This is a genomic window from Proteus sp. PR00208, assembly GCF_016238545.1.
Lineage (GTDB): Bacteria > Pseudomonadota > Gammaproteobacteria > Enterobacterales > Enterobacteriaceae > Proteus.
In genome coordinates this window covers 25,210-45,392 of record NZ_JAEHQE010000019.1, presented here as the reverse complement: position 1 = coordinate 45,392, position 20,183 = coordinate 25,210, and the positions used below count along the sequence as shown (strand labels likewise).

Here is a 20,183-nt window from a genome sequence, read left to right as displayed (position 1 = left end):
TCTCAATAAGAAAAAACCTTTAAAGAAAGCAAGTTACCGAATATTGCGCAATAATAGAGGTAACGCTTTTATGTCGGAGATAAATTAACATGGCAAAAACTATAATACTCGCACTACAAGGACTTTCCTGCTCCCACTGTGTTAACAGTGTAAAAAAAGCACTTGATGCTCGCAATGATATAGAGCAGGCAATTGTGACTATTCAATACGCTAAAATTGACAGCGATGCAACTGCTGAAAGCTTAATCAAAACAATTGAAGATGCAGGCTATGAAGCAAGTGTAGCAACACAACCCGATGTAAAATTAAGCCTAAGTGGGCTTAACTGTATGAAGTGTGTCGGTAAAACTGAAAAAGCATTATTAGCCATTGAAGGCGTTGCCGCAGTTAATGTGACAAAAGAGTCAGCTGAAATTTTTGGTGATGCTACGGCAGATACTTTAATTGCAGCGATTACGGCGGAAGGTTTTCAAGCAAGCCTAGCGCCCACTGACAACGTAATTAATTTAACTCTATCTGGCTTAAATTGTGGTCACTGTGTCGGTTCAGTTAAAAAAGCACTAGAAAATACTGCAGGTGTTGAAACAGCTGAAGTTGAATTAACACATGCAAAAGTGACTGGTTCTGCAACCGCTGAAACCTTAATTACTGCCATTACAGAAGCAGGTTTTGAAGCACAACTAGCAGGTACTGATTTCCCAAAAACTGAGCCGCTGACGCAAACGCATGCGCAACTGGAAGCATCGTCAGCGGCTGTTTGTGATATTCCAGTTGAGAATGCTGATATTGATAATGGCGCTGAAATTGATACTGACGATGACAGCAGTGTTCAGCTTTTAATTGATGGCATGACCTGTGCAAGTTGCGTAAGCAAGGTTCACAAAGCATTACAATCTGTTGATGGCGTTGAAAATGTGCGTGTAAATCTTGCTGAACGTAGTGCATTAGTGACTGGTGAAATCGATCATGACGCACTTGTGACTGCTATTGAAAAAGCGGGTTATGGCGCTGAAATTATTCAAGACGATGTAAAACGCAGAGAACGTCAGCAAGAAGTTGCTGTTGCCAATATGAAACGTTTTCGCTGGCAAGCTGCATTAGCCTTAGTTGTTGGTATCCCTGTAATGATTTGGGGAATGATCGGCGACAATATGATGCTGACAGAAGCCAATCACAGCATCTGGTTAGGCATTGGTATTACAACGCTGTTTGTAATGGTTGTTGCTGGTGGTCATTTCTATCGTAGCGCATGGCAGAGTTTAAAAAACCGCAGTGCAACAATGGATACCCTCGTTGCGTTAGGAACAGGAACAGCGTGGCTCTATTCCATTACCGTGAACTTATGGCCAGAAGTGTTCCCTGCCCAAGCGCGACATCTCTATTATGAAGCCAGTGCGATGATCATCGGTTTAATCAATCTGGGTCATATGCTTGAGCAAAGAGCACGCCAGCGTTCATCCAAAGCACTAGAACGGCTATTAGATTTAACTCCGCCAACAGCAAGAGTTATAACTGAAAACGGTGAAGTTGAAATGCCATTAGCTGATGTTAAACAAGGAATGACCTTACGTTTAGCAACAGGTGATAAAGTACCGGTTGATGGTGAAATTATCCAAGGTGAAGTATGGATGGATGAGGCAATGCTGACAGGCGAGCCAATTCCACAACAAAAAACTGTGGGTGACACTATTCATGCGGGAACAACGGTTCAAGATGGCTCAGTTCTATTTAAAGCGGCAGCGGTGGGAAGTAAAACAACACTTGCTCGTATTATCAAATTAGTTCGCCAAGCGCAAAGTAGTAAACCTGAAATAGGCCAGCTAGCAGATAAAATTTCAGGTGTATTTGTACCTGTTGTCGTTGCTATCGCTCTTATTGCTGGTGCTATTTGGTATTTCTTTGGTCCGTCGCCACAAATTACCTATGCACTGGTGATTATCACAACCGTTCTTATCATCGCTTGCCCTTGTGCTTTAGGTTTGGCTACTCCTATGTCGATTATTTCAGGTGTAGGTCGTGCGGCTGAATATGGCGTGTTAGTTCGTGATGCAGACGCACTACAACAAGCGAGCAAACTAGATACTTTAGTCTTTGATAAAACAGGAACACTGACAGAAGGTATGCCTCAGGTCACTGAAATTCATACTTTCAATCAAGTAGATGAAACTCAAGCACTTGCATTGGCAGCATCGTTGGAAAATGGTTCTAATCACCCATTAGCTAAAGCCATTTTAACGCGAGCTGAAGGCATTGATTTACCTGAAATAAGCCAATTCCGCACTCTTGCAGGAATGGGGTTAAGTGGTGAAATTAACGGAAAAACAGTACTTTTAGGCAACCCTAAATTGATGCTTGAATCAGGTATTGATATTAGTGAAATTAATTCACTTATTGACACTCAAGCAGCGAAAGGTGTTACTCCAGTCTTATTAGCTCAAGAAGGTAAGATTGCCGCCCTTCTCTCTATCCGTGATCCTCTAAGAGAAGATACTGTAAGTGCATTACAACGTTTACATAATCAGGGCTATCGCCTAGTGATGTTAACGGGTGATAATCCAATTACTGCAAATGCAATAGCAAAAGAAGCAGGTATTGACCAAGTTATCGCAGGTGTCATGCCTGAAGGTAAAGCACAAGCGATAACAGAGCTTCAAGCACAAGGTCGTCGTGTTGCAATGATTGGTGATGGTATTAACGATGCGCCAGCACTAGCAAAAGCAGATGTCGGTATTGCAATGGGTGGAGGTAGTGATATTGCTATTGAAACAGCAGCTATCACATTAATGCGTCATAGTTTGCATGGTGTTGCCGATGCGGTTGAGATCTCAAAAGGTACACTACGTAATATGAAGCAGAATTTATTCGGTGCCTTTGTTTACAATAGCTTAGGTATCCCTATTGCAGCGGGTATTTTATATCCTTTCACTGGCACACTGTTAAATCCAGTGGTTGCGGGTGCTGCAATGGCGCTGTCTTCCATTACTGTTGTTAGCAATGCAAACCGTTTATTGCGTTTTAAACCTAAGCAATAAACTAAGTAAGCTTTAATTAAAAAAAACACCGCTTTTTTACTTATTAGTAAAAGCGGTGTTTTTACACTTCAATCAACTGAAAATAAAAATATCTCTATTATTCTTCATTCTATAAATTTTCACTTAAAAATAATAAGGTAAAAGACACCTTATATAATAAAGGAAAATCTATGAATAATTACAGATGGGATGTTATATACGCTTGTTCAGGTAATTATATAAATAAACAATTATCTAATAATAAAAATCAACTTATTCAATCTTTTGAATATGAAGATTCGGAAATTAAAATCACAGGAATTTTTGACTCATGGAAAATTGTTTCTGGTGGTAGTGGTAATTTACTTCAATTTGAAACTCCTATTAAAACAGGGGTGCTTTTCATTAAGCAATTCAATGAAACAATTACTCTTAATAATGTGATTCCCTTAATAGAAATGCAATTAAAGTTAATTAAAGGGAGTGATCAAACCGTACTTTATAAACTTGTTTTTAATTGTTTAATAGAAGGGAAAAACAAAGGTGATATGACTTTTGGTGCAGTCACTGTGATTAACCCAGATGTGAGTGGAAACTTAGGAAAATATCTTCGATCTCACCCGCAAGAAGCCTCTTTAGGTGCAGCACTACTCACTATTGGTTTATCTCGTGTTTTTATACAAAATGCAGAGCAACTTAATTTTGTATTTGCCAATATATTACCTTCACCAACAGGAGAAAATGCAAATTGGTTGACACCTAAAAAACTTACCTATGCCTATCAACAGCCTGTTAGTGGTGCTTTAGGTGGTATTGCCATTTTAGGTATGTTAGAGAATGTATCGATCACTAATTTACCTCGTAGTTTTGATACCAATTTATTATTTAATAAAGATTTTGGTTTTATATTATCGGCGAGGGCTTTTCTATTAAATGTTGTTATACCTTCATTGCCTTTAAGTTTTCAAGGGAATTCTACTTTTTATGATTTTCGTTTAGAAAATAATGTAATAAATTTAAATAATAATTTTAATCTTAATGCAGTCAAAGTTGATTTAATTTATTACACACCAACAGTCACCGACATTAATTTTCATATTGAAGATAATAAAATGTGGTGTTATGTTTCAACACATACAAATATCACTGGATTAACCGGAGCTTATATTATAAATACTGTCACATCAATTAATCCATCCTCATTTAATGTATCAACAAAAACATTGTCTTTTAATTCTGATCCAAATAAATCAGCAACAAAAAATGAACATATTCCATGTTGGGAACAAGGACTAGGTGCTTTAACATTTGGCATTATGAATATTGTAATTGAAGCCATCAGCCTTTCTATTGAAAACTCAATGGGTACACTCACCTCATCAAAAACAGCTCAATCATTAAGGGAGCTAGCGCCAGGACTCGTCAGTTGGAATGGTCAGCAGAATATGACGATTGATGCGGGTGGGTTAGCCGATAATGTTTATATGCAAGGAAAATTAAATTAAGGAAAACATTATGAATAACTCAGTGAGCACATTTGGTTGGGATACGGCTTATCTCGCTTCTTTTCCTATTGTAAATAAAGCAATAATGGTACAAAAAAGCTTTCCAAGCACTTTTGACTATAAAGACGCTACTGATATTACGATATCGGGACATTGGGACATTGGGAGTCATGGCAATTAATCCCAGCTGGTGCTGGAGGTGATGTTCAATTGAAAATGAAGCAGGTGCAGAAGCCACCATTTCAGGTTCAATTACGGGTTCTATTGGCATCGCTAAAGCCGTAACTCAACAAGAATATGATCAAATTCCTGCTTTAAACACTTTTTCCACTAATTGTATAGGTGCAACACAATGGACTTCTTTATCAAATTACACCTTACTTGGTGCCAATTTTCAGACTAGCCTAGTTATGGGGATCTCAATGGATGTAGATAATTAATCCAATCATTTATTTTTTGATGATACAGTGATACCAACAACCTAATTATATGAAAGATAAATCATCTCAAAGAGAAGATTTATCTTTTTTCCAAAGATTAAATACTGAATTATCAATCAATTAAAAAAAAAGCCGATATTTCTATCGGCCAGTCAAAGAGGAATTTCTCATTATACAAGAGAGTCATTACTCCGCCCTCTTAGCGCTAGAATAGCAATATATTATAAATATTTCATTATTTTTTATTATTCATAAAATAAATATAACATTGACATAAAAATCACTCTAATAATAAGGGTGTTTATTTATATTAAATAAAAAATTAGCATTCAGAATATATTAGTGAAAAATCAACATCATTTTATTTTTAAAAGGATTTAAAATTGAAATATAAAAATATTTTTATCGCAACAGTATCTATCATTTATTCTTCCTGTGTTTTTTCAAATACAGTAAATACCCCCCCATTCTCTGATGTAATCACGCCAGAAAATGAAGAGCGAGAAAATAAAAAAAACTATTTAGCATCAACGGTTTTTAATCAGATAGTTGATAGTAATTTAATTAATATAGTAAAAGGAACAAATAAAGATAAAGAAGCCTATGGTATTGAATTAAATAGTAGCGTAGCTAAAGATTTAGAAAAATACTTAAGAAATCGAAATTTAACCGATTCTGCCGATCTTATAAAGCAAAATATCGTTAATAAAAATGGTTATATTTATATTCAATCTAGCAATAGTGATTTAAAAATGGGAATGATGGATTATTTATCAGAAAAAGATTTATTGACCGAAAAAAACCGTAATGAAGTTATTAATATAATCAAGCATGCGGAAACAATGATCTACAGTACTCAAGATAGTGCATTAACATTAGATGATCTAGAGTCTCCCGAGAGACTACATAAAATAGTCGATAATCTCAATACCAAAAACCGTTTTCTATTGTTATTAGAAAAAAACACAAAACAAGATCTAGCCCAGATGAGTAAGTTACAAGAGCAAGATACTAGAATGCTAAATAATTCAATTTTAGATAATAAGAAAAGATTATCAGAAAACATTAAAAATAATGAGACTAAAATTCAAGAACAAAAGTTAATTATTGATAACAATAATGAATTAACGGAAAAAAATAAAAATGATATTGATACAAACACGCAAATTATAAATAGTAACACTGATAATATAAGAGCGAACAAAAGTGACATTGACAATATTACGAAAGACTATATAGATAATCTAAATATTAATGGAAATAATATTTCATTAAAAAGCCATTTTGCAACGCTCTATACTGAACAATCAATCTCAAGAAATGAATTTAAAACATTAAAAAGTGACTTTGAATATTTTAAATCTGACACTCAAAACCGTTTTTATAAAGTCGAAAAACGTGCTAACCAAGGTATTGCCTCTGTTGCGGCAATGAGTAATTTACCTTTTACCGATACAGCAACATTTAGTACAGCCATTGGTATTGGTAATTATCGTAATGCCACAGCCCTCGCTTGGGGTATGCAATATCGTATTAATGAAAATGTTAAAGTCAGAGCATCAACAGCATGGAATGAGACAAATAATTGGGTCTCTGCGGGGGGTGTAGGCATTAGTTGGTAGTCATTCAGCCTAAAGTAAAAACAGAGAAAGCTAAGTAAAGCTTCGTTTTCTCTGTTTCATTCAATTAAAAATCCGTTATGCTGAGGTTTAGTGATCGACACTTAAAGGAGCGTATCAAATGACGGGTATTTTTCAGAAAGTTAAAAACTGGATAGGGATAAAAAACGCTCAGCATTATCCTTACCCTGCCGTTGATATTACGCTACCAAATAATATCTCTTTACACCTTGTAGGCAGTATCCATATGGGTGTTCCCACAATGTCACCACTCTCCAATGTGCTTATTAACGAAATAAAAAATGCAGATGCGATTATTGTTGAAGCGGATATCTCAACGGATGTACAACCATTTGATCAAGCCTCTCTCTTTAGAGAACCATTAGAAACTCGTTTAAATGAAACACTTTTTTCTCAAATTATTCAACACTGTGAAGATCTCTCGCTTTCTCTTTATCAAATTGAAAATAAACCACTTTGGCAAATTGCGTTAATTTTACAATCAACCCAAGCCATGCAACTTGGATTACAACCGCAATATGGTATTGATTATCAAGTCATTCAGCATGCAAATAAACACCAAAAAAACATCATAGAGCTTGAAGGTATTGAGAGTCAGGTCGCACTATTATTGGATTTTCCTCATGATGGTCAGCAATTACTCGAGGATACGCTAAGAAATTGGCACGATAATGCACGTACATTGCAAATCATGATCAATTGGTGGTTAAATTATAATAGTAGAGAGAAACAACCGCCTTTACCGAATACCTTTAGTAAAGCTGTATTTGATATTTTGATGGAAAGCCGTAACCAAAAATGGGTAAGCACGTTATCAACATTACCCGCAGGTCGTTATGTGGTAACTGTCGGCGCCCTTCATTTATTTGGCGAAGAAAATTTGATCGATTTATTAACATCCCAAGTATAAAGATATTGTTCTAACCTTGTAAGTAGGAATAACTATGACTCCCGCTGTAAATTTACTGGAAAAACAAAAAATCAAATTTACCCTTCATCCTTATGAGCATGATGCTAATGTCCATAATTTTGGTGATGAAGCGGTCGAAAAACTCGGTTTAGATAACCGCCAAGTATTCAAAACACTTTTAGTGGCCTTAAATGGAGATGCTAAGAATCTTGCCGTTGCAGTAACACCGGTTTCTGGTCAGTTAGATTTAAAACTCGTTGCTAAATGCTTTAAGGCTAAAAAAGCAGATATGGCAGATCCCCAAATTGCACAAAAGGTCACGGGTTATTTAGTGGGTGGAATAAGTCCATTAGGTCAGAAAAAACGCCTACCAACAGTGATTGATGAACAAGCACTCGAATTTGACACTATATTTGTTTCTGGTGGTAAACGTGGCTTAGATATTGAATTATCAGCAAAAGATTTAGGCACTGTATTAGGTGCTCAATTTGCACTTATTCGTAAAGAGTCATAATCCTTAATGATTTTTTATTTTAAGGCTCATCCTCAAAATAAGAAATTAACGTGATTTAGACCCCAAATAAAAGGCGACATTAGATGTCGCCTTTTGTCTATATAAGCGTTATTGGTAAGATTTATTTTTTGTAAACAATTTCGCCTTTAGGTTCGAAATCATCAGCTTTCAATGGAGAGTGTGATTCGATATAACCTTTTAATACTTCAGCATCAACGAAACCCGTATTTACATAACCTGGGTGTGTATCAATTTTCGGATAACCATCACCACCAATACCGTTAAAGTTCAGTGTCGCCATACGGTAAGATTTTGTTTTATCTAATGGTTTACCTGCAATTTTAACATCGCTAACTTTACAGTCTGCATCTACGGTTAAGCTAACATTGTAGAATTGTGCATAAGCACCAGAGTCTACTTTCATACATGCAACAGCTGATAAATAAGGTTCGACTTCTTCACCTTTAAAATCAACATAAACCAGTTCGTTCGCGAATGGTTGAACTTTCAGAACATCTTTGTAAGTGATATCACCAGACTCAATAGAATCACGAACACCACCACCGCTCATAATGGCAAAGTCTGCATTCGCACGTTCAGCTTGAGCTGATAATAATAGACGTGCCATATTGGTTTGAACAAAGCGAACTTTACTACGATCACCTTCTAATTTACCAACAACCTCACCCACTTTAACATTCAGTTGCTCGCCACCTTTTTCTTGGTAAGGTGTCAGCAGTTTCATCATTTCAGGGTTATGAGGAATTTCTTTAGTGTAGTAAACGAGTTCAGTTGTGCCATCGTCTTTCTTCACTTTCTGATTTAAGTTGATTGGGATTAATTGGTAATGTTTTAGCGTGAATACACCATTACGGAATTCGAAATCTGCACGACCAACATATTTGCCCCATTCATGAGCCTGAACAATCCATGTACCATTTTGGTTATCTGGTGCACAAGGTGTTCCTGGTACATAATCCGCTTGTTTGTAGTTTTTATTCTCTTGAGACATACAAACAGGATCTTGTGAGTGACCACCCACAATCATATCAAGGTAACCTTTTGGTAACGCACGCGCCATTTCCACATCACCCGGTGCGTTAGAGCCGTGATTACCATCATCATAGTGACCCATATGAGTTGCTGCGATAATAATGTCTGGTTTTTCCGTTGTACGCAGTTCTTCTACAACTTTTTTAGCTTCATCAGACGGTTTGCGGAATTCAGTATCGGGGAAGTTTGCTGGGTTACCAATACGCACAGTATCATCAGTCGTTAAGCCTAATACTGCAATTTTGACACCTTGCTTATCAAAAATGGTGTAAGGCTTGAATAAACGCTCACCCGTACTTTTTTGATAAATATTTGCAGATAAGAATGGGAATGTTGCCCATTTTTCTTGTTGACGTAAAACCTCTAATGGATTATCGAATTCATGGTTACCCAATGCCATTGCATCATAGCCCACAAGATTCATACCTTTAAAATCAGGCTCTGCATCTTGTAAATCAGATTCTGGTACACCCGTATTGATATCACCACCTGATAACAGCAGTACGCTACCGCCTTTTTTAGCCACTTCATCACGAATATTATCAACAACCGTTTTTTGTGCAGCTAAGCCATATTCACCACGATCGTTATGCCAGAAATGACCATGATGATCATTAGTATGTAGAATAGTTATTTCGTAGGTTTTATCCTTTTCCCATGCCTGAGACATCGCAGGCGCCATCGCTAAAGAAACCGTCAATGCGCATGCTGATAATTTAAAAGATAAGCTCATGGTATATCCCCATGTATATTATTTATTGAGAAGGTTCTGCCATGGTTCTACAGTAGAAAAAGAAGACAGAAGTTAAATACTTTTGCTGTATTTTATGACGTAGGTTATATAATTTTTTTATTATTTCATTGATCCAATAGTTTTTTTGAGACATGAATCAAACTCTATTTCTCACAAAAGCACTCAACTCCAAATAGATGTAAACTAGACCAATAAAAATAGAAACAATTTATTAACAAAACAATGTAGCAGGGAATTAAAATGAGCAATGCCGATCCAACGCTTCCCATAGAAGAAACTGACGTTTTACAACGAAAAGCCAATAAGCGTAATACGGTTTTTAGTATTTTAACTGCTATCAGTTTTTCACACCTTCTCAATGATATGATCCAATCATTGATATTAGCTATTTACCCTATGTTGCAATCTGAATTTTCTCTCAGCTTTGTGCAAATAGGGATGATAACGTTGACGTATCAAATTACAGCATCCTTGTTACAGCCTTTTATTGGTCTCTATACTGATAAATATCCTAAGCCTTACTCATTACCTATTGGTATGGGTTTTACGCTAACAGGGCTTATTCTTCTCGCCTTTGCTGATACATTCCCAATGTTATTACTCGCAGCAGGATTAGTCGGTACAGGCTCGTCTATTTTTCATCCTGAATCATCTCGTGTTGCAAGAATGGCATCAGGTGGAAGACACGGGCTGGCACAATCACTATTCCAAGTGGGAGGCAATTTAGGCAGCTCTTTAGGTCCTCTTTTGGCGGCTTTACTGATTGCTCCTTATGGCAAAGGTAATGTCGGTTGGTTCTCTCTTGCTGCATTACTGGCCATTATAGTGCTATTACAAGTTAGCCGTTGGTATAAAATTCAACAAGAAGCTCAGAAAAAACAACCAATGGTGCTAAACAACAAAGCAATATTGCCACGTAAAGCCCTTTTTGGCTCTTTAGCCATTTTACTTATTCTGATTTTTTCTAAGTATTTTTATCTTGCAAGCATCAGTAGCTACTATACTTTCTATTTAATACATAAATTTGGCGTTTCAGTGCAAAATGCACAAATTCACCTCTTTGTTTTCCTCTTTGCTGTCGCTGCTGGCACCATGATTGGTGGCCCCGTAGGCGATAAAATTGGCAGAAAATACGTTATTTGGGGATCTATTCTTGGTGTTGCGCCTTTTACGCTGATACTCCCTTACGCTAGCCTTTATTGGACTGGCGTACTTACTGTATTCATTGGTGTGATTTTGGCTTCAGCATTTTCTGCTATCTTAGTTTATGCTCAAGAGTTAATTCCGGGTAAAACTGGCATGGTTTCAGGGCTTTTCTTCGGACTTGCTTTTGGGATGGGAGGGATTGGTGCTGCGGTCTTAGGATATGTTGCTGATCAGAAAAGTATTGAATATGTCTATCATATTTGTGCTTATCTCCCACTATTAGGTATTTTCACCATTTTTCTTCCTAATATTGGGGTGGATAAAACTGAATAACTTGTAATTATCCCTGTTATCTAAATGAACTAGTAACAGGGTATTTCTTACTTTAAAAGGTAAGACTGATTAAAATAACATAAAAAAGTGCATTTGCATCAAAAAACTCAATCAACTTGCTATTTTTATAAATAATCGATAATTTTTAGCGAATTTATTGCATGAATACGTTAAACTATCAGCCTGCTATATTACTCGCCCCCCGATACATGTAGTTTTATAAAAAGAAGGAGAATTGATGCCGCATTCAACACCCCTCATTACCACCATTGTTGGTGGGTTAGCACTTGCTTACATTTTAGGCATGATCGCTCAACGGCTAAAAATCTCACCTTTAGTAGGATATCTTGCTGCGGGTGTACTCGCTGGTCCATTTACTCCCGGCTTTGTCGCTGATACATCTCTCGCCCCTGAACTCGCTGAAATTGGCGTTATTCTGCTAATGTTTGGTGTAGGTTTACATTTTTCGTTAAAAGATCTGATGGCAGTGAAAGCCATCGCTATTCCGGGTGCTATTGCTCAAATTGCAGTAGCAACACTATTAGGGTTGGGATTATCAGCATTTTTTGGCTGGGGTTTATTTAGTGGCATCGTGTTTGGTTTGTGTCTTTCAACTGCAAGTACCGTCGTTCTTTTACGAGCACTTGAAGAAAGAGGTCTGATTGATAGCCAACGAGGTCAAATTGCCATTGGTTGGTTGATTGTTGAAGACTTAGCAATGGTATTAGCCCTTGTACTACTCCCAGCTATTGCCAATATGCTGGAAAGCAGCGATCAAACCAATGTTTCTCAACTCATGATCAATTTAGGTATCACAATCGGTAAAGTCGTAGCCTTTATCTTAATCATGATGATTGTTGGTCGTAAGCTTATTCCGTGGATCTTAGCTAAAACCGCGGCAACAGGCTCTCGTGAACTCTTTACGCTGAGTGTATTAGCACTCGCTTTAGGTATCGCTTACGCTGCGGTGACTTTATTTGATGCCTCTTTCGCATTAGGTGCTTTCTTTGCGGGTATGGTGCTTAATGAGTCTGAGTTAAGCCACAGAGCCGCACAAGATACCTTGCCATTGCGTGATGCCTTTGCTGTTCTGTTCTTTGTGTCCGTTGGTATGCTGTTTGATCCAATGGTATTAATTGAACATCCTCTTGGTATCTTAGCAACACTGGCTATCATTATTATTGGTAAATCTGTCGCCGCGTTGGTGCTTGTACGAATGTTTGGGCATTCTCGACGAACAGCCTTAACCATTTCTGTCAGTCTTGCTCAAATTGGTGAGTTTGCCTTTATCCTTGCAGGTCTAGGTGTGGCGCTAAACGTTTTAGAGCCAGATGCACGTAATCTTGTTTTAGCTGGTGCTTTAGTCTCGATTATGCTAAACCCAGTTCTGTTCTCTTTATTAGACCGTTATCTGGCAAAAACAGAAACCAAAGAAGAAGTGGAACAGCTACAACAAGAAGAGCTGGAAGAAGAGATGCCTGTCCCTGTTGATATTTGTGGTCACGCCATTATCGTCGGCTATGGACGTGCAGGAAGCATGCTTGCTGAAAAATTATTAGCTCAATCTATTCCATTAGTGATTATCGAAAATAGTCGTAATAAATTTGCTGAGTTAAAAGAGAAAAGTTTAAACACAGTACTGGGTAATGCATCGACTAAAGAGTCACTTGCTTTAGCCCGTATTGATTGCGCTAAATCTTTATTACTGACGATACCGAATGGTTATGAAGCAGCAGATGTCGCTGAAACGGCAAGAAGTATGAACCCTGATTTAAATATCATTGTTCGCGCCCATTTTGACGATATTATCGTGCGAGCTAACTATGATGAAGAAGCTTCTTTTATCCTTGAAAAAGGCGCAAATCACGTCGTTATCGATGAAGATCAAACAGCATCTGCAATGGCGGATATGCTAATTAAAGAAGTTGAATTTGGTTGCGCTATTGATGATACACCTGAAAATGGTCAACAAATCATTGCACCTAGTGCAGCGCAATAATCAAACACAGGTAATCACTTAAATCCATAGAATTTAAGTCAATAAAAAACCTATCAATAAATGTTGATAGGTTTTTTTATTTCACACTGATAAAACAAGACTTAGAAACAATACAAACTTAGCGTTCCCAATAGGCTTCTTCCAAGCTGTCTTCTTTTTCAGGTAAACCGCGCGTCAAGCGTGGAGAATGCTGGCTTAATACTTGATAACTCACTCGGTTAGCATATTTACATACTTGTGCTAATGATGAGTAAGTTAAATAAGTCCGAGGATGCTTACTTGAATTTGGCACATTAATGCGATGATAGCTATTTGCTGTAATATCATGCAGTAATGCTGATAATGCTGCATCACCCGCACCATTGGTATTCATGATTTTTTCAGGGCCACCCATATAAGGTTCAATATGAGAATAGACTTTCTCTGGCTCTTCACAATCTTTACGACGCATTGCTCGACTAAATTCATAACGATTAAATTCAGCAATAGCACCGGGTAATAAAGGATGTGTGGTTTGGCGCTTAAAGCTGTGTTCTGTATAGCCGCCCATATAAAGCCCAGCAGGTCCCGCAGTACAAAGCACTAAATCAACCCATTCTAAAGCAACATCGGAAGCCAACAGAGGATCTGCATGCCCAGTTAATTCAAAAGCTTCATCTTCATTCATGGCGACAACAGAAACGTGCTCTTTTAAGAAATCACGCCACCATTGTGGATCATCTGCAATAACATATTTTGTGCCAAGTGTGAGAACGACCGGCACATCATATTTTTTCGCATACTCAATCGCTTTCATGGTTGCTAGTGGCATCGGTTCACCTGGTTTACAGCGAACTAAGTAAGCCGTTAACACCAATGCGGAAGCTTCTGCAATCACCTCTTCCGGAATGCTTTCAGGTTTAAGTTGATTCATTTGACCGGGGCTAATAGCAAATGTGCGTTCACCATTTTCCGTGATCAGCGTAAAGCAGCGCCCAATGGCACCATCAACACCTTGGAGGTAATTGAGATCAGTACGGCTAGATGTGTTACATAAATAACGATAAGCATAGCTACCAATCTGAATGTTATTACACATAGTACCTAATAACACAGAGCGGTCGTCAGCCAATACAGAGTAGTTATGTAGCGTATTACCAATAGTGCCACCAGCGAATTCGTGTGTTATCAGATTATTGTCTGTTAATTCACGATAAAGTGCCTCTGCGACATCATCTTCAATAACAAGAGAGTGTCCCTGACTCAAGTTATAACGGTTAATAAACTCTTCATCAACTTTCGCTTCAATATCAACCAATGTTTGGTCAATACCCACGATATAAGCGCGAGAGGATTCACTCTCCGTCATATTGATGATGGGTTGTAATAGAGGATCTCGTAAACTAACGGGAAAATAGTGTTTGGATTTTCGTTTGCCAGGGAATTTCATTGTGAACGATGCTACACAGCTAAAAAAGATGCGCAATGTTAACACAATATTATGGGAGAGGCAGTAGGTGTACGTCAGTACACCTACTTATTTAAAGATATTTTTATGCGGTTTTACGACGGCTTCTTACCATATAGCTCAGTAAAACACCCATAACAGACAGAATGAAACCAACAAAAGCGGCACCCACTAAAATCAGAGCACGTTTAGGTGCATCTTTTTTAGTTGGTTCGTAAGGCTTCAACATATATTTGAATGGTACAAATTGAAGCTCGCCTAATTTCACTTTTTCTAACTGTTGAATATTGTATAAACGGTTTTTCAGATCTGTGCTTACTGTTGTTGGATCAGTAATAGCTTCAGTGATTGCCAGTTTACTGCCTAATGCATCAGAACCCATTGCAATAGAGTAATCAGGATCATCTTTAATCTGCGCACCTTCACTTGAAATCGGTTTTTTCACGCCAGCCGCATTAGCAATTTCTAACGCATATTTTAGACGTTGCACATTCACATTACGTGCATTGGCAATACGCTCTAAATCCATTTCATAGGCTTTTTGCGCAAAACTTAATTTACGTTCAATTTGGTCATCAATTTCATCTTTTACTTCCATTCGCACTTTGGTGGAAATAAAACGAATATAACCAGAAAGTAAATCATAAGCCTCTTCTGAAGTTGGTGCAGTAAAGCTTAGATTAATTTCTCCACTAAACTCATCTTCACTTTTTTTATCATCTGAAGCTTTTAAATTAATGTCTTTGGTGACAATTGATTCAATAAGTCTACGTTGATCCAACGGCGTTGGATTTTCCATTTTAGCCAACAAATTTTTGTAATAATCCGTACTTATTAAATATTCTTCACGTAAAACACGAGAGTTATAGTTATTGATAAACTTTTGATAAACAGATGACCCATTCACACCAGTATCAACATCCACTAAGCTAAGCTCAGTCAATGTTGCTCTTAATTGCTTCATTTCATCAAGCATTGGCTTGGTAATTGCAGCTTGGCTCGTCCATTTTTGTGGTAAAAAACTTGCAACAGTAAAGCCAACGATAGCAAATAATAACGTGATACCAATAATGACAAATTTTGATTTATAAATAACAGAAAATAATTCAAAAAGATCTATTTCATCGTTCTGTTTTAGATAGAAATCGTCAAAATGTCCTTTATCAACTTCTGAAGATTGTGGTTTTGAAAGCTTACTATTCATTTTCCTGCCTAAATTTAGGTAATGCAGTGTCCGTTTATCAGCACTTTTAGTGGTTCACACTAAAATACTTAAAAAATGAGAAAAGATAAGTTTATATATAACTGAAATATGATCAAATTAATATATCATCAAATCCGATAATTTTATTTATCGAATTCAGTAATTATTTTTTACATACCTCTCTGATCATCGCTTCTAGCAAGTCAATATGCTCAGGATCATCATTTAATGCCGGAATGTATTCATACTGTTTGCCACCACCATGAATAAAGAACTCTCGGTTCTGTTCATTAATTTCTTCTAATGTTTCCAAACAATCAGATGAAAATCCTGGGCACACAACCTGTACATGTTCAATCCCTTCACTTCCCAGTTTTTCCATCGTTTTATCCGTATAAGGCGATAGCCAAGGTTCACGGCCAAAACGTGACTGGAATGTCAACATGACTTGTTCTTTAGGATAACCTAGCTTCTCTTCTAATTGCTCTTTTAATTTTTCTGTTGTGAGGCAACACTCATCGTAATAAATATCACCCGTTTTGATAAAACGCTCAGGTATACCGTGGAAAGAGAGAATTAAACGATTGGGTTTGCCATATTGCTGAAAACTTTTCTCAATAGAGGTGACAAGTGCTTTGATATAAAGCGGATGAGTAGGATAACTACGAATAAAGTGAAGAGAGGGCATTGTACGCATGTCTTTAAAAATTCGACTGACACCATCAAATACCGCAGCAGAAGTAGAGCAAGAGTATTGAGGATAAAGTGGTAACAAAATAATGTTCTCAACACCTTGTTGTAATAGTTTTTCAACCCCTTCATTTAGTGATGGATTGCCATAACACATTCCTAACTCTACAGGGATATTAGGTAATCGCTGAGCAACCGCACGTTGTTGCGCTCGACTATAAACTAAAAGTGGCGATCCCTCATCCATCCAAATCTGTTGATACAATTTAGCCACTTTAGGTGAGCGAAACGGTAATATAGCCCCTTGTAATATTGGTTTCCAAATCAAAGGAGAAACATCAACAACACGAGGATCGCTAAGAAATTGTGCCAAATAACGTCGAACAGCCCCCGTTGTCGGCGCATCAGGTGTGCCTAGATTAACCAAAAGAACACCATACTTAGCATCATTCATACTATGACTCCTTAGAGTTATTTTATTAGGATAACCAAAGAGTAGAAGAATAAAGGAAAATAATAGATTGTGCTTGTCAATTTATTGGATCGCGCTTTTTATCTCATCTTCTTATTTTTAAGATAAAAAAAATCCCGGCTCAACCGGGATTAGTCATCACAATGACGAATTAGCCAAGGATACTTTTCAGTTCAGCGTTAATTTCGCTTACTTTTTGTGTACCATCAACTTTGAAGTATTTCGCATTGTTTGCTTTAGCTTCATTTTGGTAATAAGAAACTAATGGTGCAGTTTGAGTATGGTACTCAACTAAACGTTTACGAACAGTTTCTTCTTGGTCATCTTTACGCGTTGTTAATTCTTCACCCGTCACGTCATCACGATTTTCCACTTTAGGTGGGTTAAATTTCACATGATAAACACGACCTGATGGTGCGTGAACACGACGACCAATAATACGATCGACAATGATTTCATCCGGTACAGCGAATTCCAGTACGAAATCCACGTTAATACCCGCTTCTTTCATTGCATCAGCTTGTGGAATTGTTCTTGGGAACCCATCCAACAAGAAACCATTACGGCAATCGTCTTGTTTGATGCGCTCTTTAACTAACGCAATAACTAATTCATCAGTCACTAACTGACCATTGTCCATCAGTGCTTTTGCTTTCAGTCCTAGTTCTGTACCTGCACTTACTGCCGCACGTAACATATCACCAGTTGAAATCTGTGGGATACCATAGTTTTCTTTAATGAATTGAGCCTGAGTGCCTTTACCAGCGCCTGGAGCGCCTAGCAGAATGATACGCATCGCGTAAATCCCCTTGCATTTAATTTTTTATATTTAAACTCGAAAACGCATTACCATACCATTTTGTGAGGTCATCGCTCAAGAAATCACGGTAGCGATTGCATTTTATTTTTTATCGAAAAAGAAAAAACCACGCTCTCTTTTCAGATAAACGTGGTTTAAATGTTTGAAAACGAAAACAGTTACGCTTTTTGAACTAAAAGTTGATTCACTAAGCGAATAAACTGGTTTGGATCCTCTAAAGAGCCTCTTTCAGCAAATAGAGCCTGATCCAGCAATAAATTTACCCAATCCGCAAACAACGCTTCATCGGTTAACTCGGCAGTTTGTTTCACTAATGGGTGATTTGGGTTCAGCTCAAAGTTATATTTCACTTCTGGTACTGCTTGTCCTGCTGCTGCAAACAACTTGGCCATTTGTGTTGTCATTTCATCAGCACTGGTTGTCACAATTGCCGGAGTATCTGTTAAACGATGTGTTAATTTCACATCTTTAACTTTATCCCCTAGCAAGGTTTTAATGCGTTCAACAAAAGGTGCTAATTGTTTATCTGTTTCTTCTTGCTCAGCCTGCTTCTCTTCATCAGCAAGTTTATCAAGAGATTCATCTGCTTTACTGACAGACTGGAATGATTTGCCATCAAACTCAGTCAGGTAATTCATCATCCACTCATCAATACGATCAGATAACAGCAGTACTTCGATACCTTTTTTGCGGAACAGCTCTAAATGAGGGCTATTTTTCGCAGCGGCATAGCTATCAGCAGTGATGTAATAGATTTTTTCTTGGCCTTCGACCATACGGTTAACGTAATCTTCCAGTGAAACTGTTTGAGCATCGCTGTCATTATGCGTTGATGCAAAACGCAGTAATTTAGCAATAGTTTCAATGTTAGATGAGTCTTCTGCTGGGCCTTCTTTTAAGACTAAACCAAACTCTTTCCAGAATGCTTGATACTCTTCAGGCTTGTTTTCTGCCAATTTTTGCAACATCTGTAATGCACGCTTAGTTAATGCACTGCGTAAATTACGTGTAACAGAGCTATCTTGTAAAATTTCACGAGAAACGTTTAACGGTAAATCATTAGAATCCACTAACCCACGGATAAAACGTAGGTAATTAGGCATAAACTGCTCAGCTTCATCCATAATAAAGACACGCTGAACATAGAGTTTTAAACCATGGCGTTGTTCACGATTCCATAAATCCCAAGGCGCTTTTGAAGGCACATATAATAAGCTTGTATATTCTTGCTTACCTTCTACACGGTTATGTGCCCAGCTTAATGGATCTGCGAAATCATGAGAGATATGTTTATAAAACTCTTTATACTCTTCATCACTCACTTCAGCTTTATTTCGAGTCCACAGTGCTTGCGCTTTATTAATTTTTTCCCATGTTACAGTGCCGTCTTCTTCATTTTTCGTTTCAATTTCAACAGGCAGAGAAATATGGTCGGAATATTTACTAATAATGCTACGCAGGCGCCAATCATCTAAATACTCATCTTCACCTTCACGTAAATGAAGCGTAATTTCAGTACCACGATCAGCTTTTTCAATATCAGCAACGGTGTAATCACCTTCACCTTCAGATTCCCAAAAAACACCTTTATCGGCGCTTTCACCAGCAGCCCGAGTACGTACTGTCACTTTATCTGCAACGATAAACGCAGAATAGAATCCAACACCAAACTGACCAATTAATTGGCTATCTTTAGCTTGATCTTGTCCGATAGATTCTAAGAATGATTTTGTACCTGATTTTGCAATAGTACCGAGATTATCAATGACTTCATCACGAGTCATACCAATACCATTATCACTGATAGTCAGAGTACGAGCTTCTTTATCAGTGGAAATGCGTACATGCAACTCGCCATTATTTTCATAAAGCGCTGCATCTGATAATGCACGGAAACGCAATTTATCAGCCGCATCTGATGCGTTAGAAATCAATTCGCGAAGGAAAATTTCTTTATTGGAGTAAAGAGAATGGATCATTAATTGAAGAAGTTGTTTAACTTCTGACTGAAATCCTCTTGTTTCCTGACCTTTCATACTCATTTTTACCTCAATTAATCCTAATTTGGCGAAAAAAATCAATATGGATAAAAAGTGGGGATAGTTAAGCAAGTTTCAAGGGTTGAGTAAGAAATTAAGCTAATAAAAGTGATTACGCACCTTATATGATTAAAGTTTGAGCCAAAATAATACTTGTTGGATATTTTTAGTTGTATATTTTATTATACAGCGATATTAACTTGGGT

The 20,183-nt window shown here is 37.4% G+C and carries 14 protein-coding genes; 8 read left to right on the top strand and 6 right to left on the bottom strand.

What is annotated here, in order from left to right; translation table 11 throughout:
• Positions 1 to 89: 89 nt before the first annotated feature.
• The 6 genes from copA (at position 90) to ybaK (ending at position 8,020) form a co-directional block, all read left to right on the top strand.
• Positions 90 to 3,032, top strand: a complete 2,943-nt coding sequence (gene copA, locus JEP36_RS13325; protein ID WP_198630334.1) for a copper-exporting P-type ATPase CopA — start codon at positions 90 to 92, stop codon at positions 3,030 to 3,032.
• A gap of 170 nt (positions 3,033 to 3,202) precedes the next feature.
• A complete protein-coding gene (locus JEP36_RS13320) occupies positions 3,203 to 4,516 on the top strand; it encodes a TULIP family P47-like protein (protein WP_198620847.1) in 1,314 nt (437 codons plus the stop codon).
• Between the two features lie 10 nt (positions 4,517 to 4,526).
• Positions 4,527 to 4,697 carry a hypothetical protein gene (locus JEP36_RS13315; protein ID WP_198630333.1) on the top strand — a complete coding sequence of 57 codons (171 nt, stop codon included), beginning with the start codon at positions 4,527 to 4,529 and terminating at the stop codon, positions 4,695 to 4,697.
• Between the two features lie 642 nt (positions 4,698 to 5,339).
• Positions 5,340 to 6,578: a YadA C-terminal domain-containing protein gene (locus JEP36_RS13310; protein WP_198630332.1), complete on the top strand. Its 1,239-nt coding sequence runs from the start codon at positions 5,340 to 5,342 to the stop codon at positions 6,576 to 6,578.
• Positions 6,579 to 6,696: 118 nt separating this feature from the next.
• Entirely contained in the window at positions 6,697 to 7,506 is an 810-nt protein-coding gene (locus JEP36_RS13305; RefSeq protein ID WP_198620849.1) for a TraB/GumN family protein, read from the top strand.
• A 34-nt stretch (positions 7,507 to 7,540) separates the two neighbouring features.
• Complete coding sequence (ybaK, locus tag JEP36_RS13300) at positions 7,541 to 8,020, top strand: Cys-tRNA(Pro)/Cys-tRNA(Cys) deacylase YbaK (protein ID WP_198620850.1); 480 nt, start codon at positions 7,541 to 7,543, stop codon at positions 8,018 to 8,020.
• 121 nt (positions 8,021 to 8,141) lie between these two features.
• Here the strand turns inward: ybaK and ushA are convergent, their stop codons facing one another.
• Positions 8,142 to 9,806 carry a bifunctional UDP-sugar hydrolase/5'-nucleotidase UshA gene (gene ushA, locus JEP36_RS13295; protein WP_109371359.1) on the bottom strand — a complete coding sequence of 555 codons (1,665 nt, stop codon included), beginning with the start codon at positions 9,804 to 9,806 and terminating at the stop codon, positions 8,142 to 8,144.
• 261 nt (positions 9,807 to 10,067) lie between these two features.
• On the opposite strand from ushA, the gene JEP36_RS13290 reads away from it, so the two are divergent.
• The gene (locus JEP36_RS13290; RefSeq protein ID WP_198620851.1) at positions 10,068 to 11,306 is read left to right on the top strand and encodes an MFS transporter; all 1,239 of its coding nucleotides are present in this window, start codon (positions 10,068 to 10,070) and stop codon (positions 11,304 to 11,306) included.
• Between the two features lie 238 nt (positions 11,307 to 11,544).
• Complete coding sequence (ybaL, locus tag JEP36_RS13285) at positions 11,545 to 13,305, top strand: YbaL family putative K(+) efflux transporter (RefSeq protein WP_198625892.1); 1,761 nt, start codon at positions 11,545 to 11,547, stop codon at positions 13,303 to 13,305.
• Positions 13,306 to 13,423: 118 nt separating this feature from the next.
• Here ybaL and JEP36_RS13280 read toward each other — a convergent pair whose 3' ends face one another.
• The 5 genes from JEP36_RS13280 to htpG form a co-directional block, all read right to left on the bottom strand.
• Positions 13,424 to 14,734 (bottom strand): inosine/guanosine kinase, encoded by a 1,311-nt coding sequence (locus tag JEP36_RS13280; RefSeq protein ID WP_194951070.1) that lies wholly within the window; start codon positions 14,732 to 14,734, stop codon positions 13,424 to 13,426.
• A gap of 103 nt (positions 14,735 to 14,837) precedes the next feature.
• Positions 14,838 to 15,956, bottom strand: a complete 1,119-nt coding sequence (wzz(fepE), locus tag JEP36_RS13275) for an LPS O-antigen length regulator Wzz(fepE) (protein ID WP_198620853.1) — start codon at positions 15,954 to 15,956, stop codon at positions 14,838 to 14,840.
• Positions 15,957 to 16,119: 163 nt separating this feature from the next.
• Positions 16,120 to 17,100: a ferrochelatase gene (hemH, locus tag JEP36_RS13270; RefSeq protein ID WP_109371367.1), complete on the bottom strand. Its 981-nt coding sequence runs from the start codon at positions 17,098 to 17,100 to the stop codon at positions 16,120 to 16,122.
• A 169-nt stretch (positions 17,101 to 17,269) separates the two neighbouring features.
• The gene (adk, locus tag JEP36_RS13265; RefSeq protein ID WP_109371369.1) at positions 17,270 to 17,914 is read right to left on the bottom strand and encodes an adenylate kinase; all 645 of its coding nucleotides are present in this window, start codon (positions 17,912 to 17,914) and stop codon (positions 17,270 to 17,272) included.
• Between the two features lie 182 nt (positions 17,915 to 18,096).
• Complete coding sequence (htpG, locus tag JEP36_RS13260) at positions 18,097 to 19,980, bottom strand: molecular chaperone HtpG (protein ID WP_196564422.1); 1,884 nt, start codon at positions 19,978 to 19,980, stop codon at positions 18,097 to 18,099.
• Positions 19,981 to 20,183: the final 203 nt, after the last annotated feature.

Bases quoted from the DNA above. Each gene is read 5' to 3' on its own strand.
- JEP36_RS13305 (WP_198620849.1), top strand. From the start codon at position 6,697: ATGACGGGTATTTTTCAGAAAGTTAAAAACTGGATAGGGATAAAAAAC.
- adk (WP_109371369.1), bottom strand. From the start codon at position 17,914: ATGCGTATCATTCTGCTAGGCGCTCCAGGCGCTGGTAAAGGCACTCAG.
- JEP36_RS13320 (WP_198620847.1), top strand. From the start codon at position 3,203: ATGAATAATTACAGATGGGATGTTATATACGCTTGTTCAGGTAATTAT.
- htpG (WP_196564422.1), bottom strand. From the start codon at position 19,980: ATGAGTATGAAAGGTCAGGAAACAAGAGGATTTCAGTCAGAAGTTAAA.
- JEP36_RS13280 (WP_194951070.1), bottom strand. From the start codon at position 14,734: ATGAAATTCCCTGGCAAACGAAAATCCAAACACTATTTTCCCGTTAGT.
- JEP36_RS13290 (WP_198620851.1), top strand. From the start codon at position 10,068: ATGAGCAATGCCGATCCAACGCTTCCCATAGAAGAAACTGACGTTTTA.
- hemH (WP_109371367.1), bottom strand. From the start codon at position 17,100: ATGAATGATGCTAAGTATGGTGTTCTTTTGGTTAATCTAGGCACACCT.
- ushA (WP_109371359.1), bottom strand. From the start codon at position 9,806: ATGAGCTTATCTTTTAAATTATCAGCATGCGCATTGACGGTTTCTTTA.
- ybaL (WP_198625892.1), top strand. From the start codon at position 11,545: ATGCCGCATTCAACACCCCTCATTACCACCATTGTTGGTGGGTTAGCA.
- JEP36_RS13315 (WP_198630333.1), top strand. From the start codon at position 4,527: ATGAATAACTCAGTGAGCACATTTGGTTGGGATACGGCTTATCTCGCT.
- copA (WP_198630334.1), top strand. From the start codon at position 90: ATGGCAAAAACTATAATACTCGCACTACAAGGACTTTCCTGCTCCCAC.
- ybaK (WP_198620850.1), top strand. From the start codon at position 7,541: ATGACTCCCGCTGTAAATTTACTGGAAAAACAAAAAATCAAATTTACC.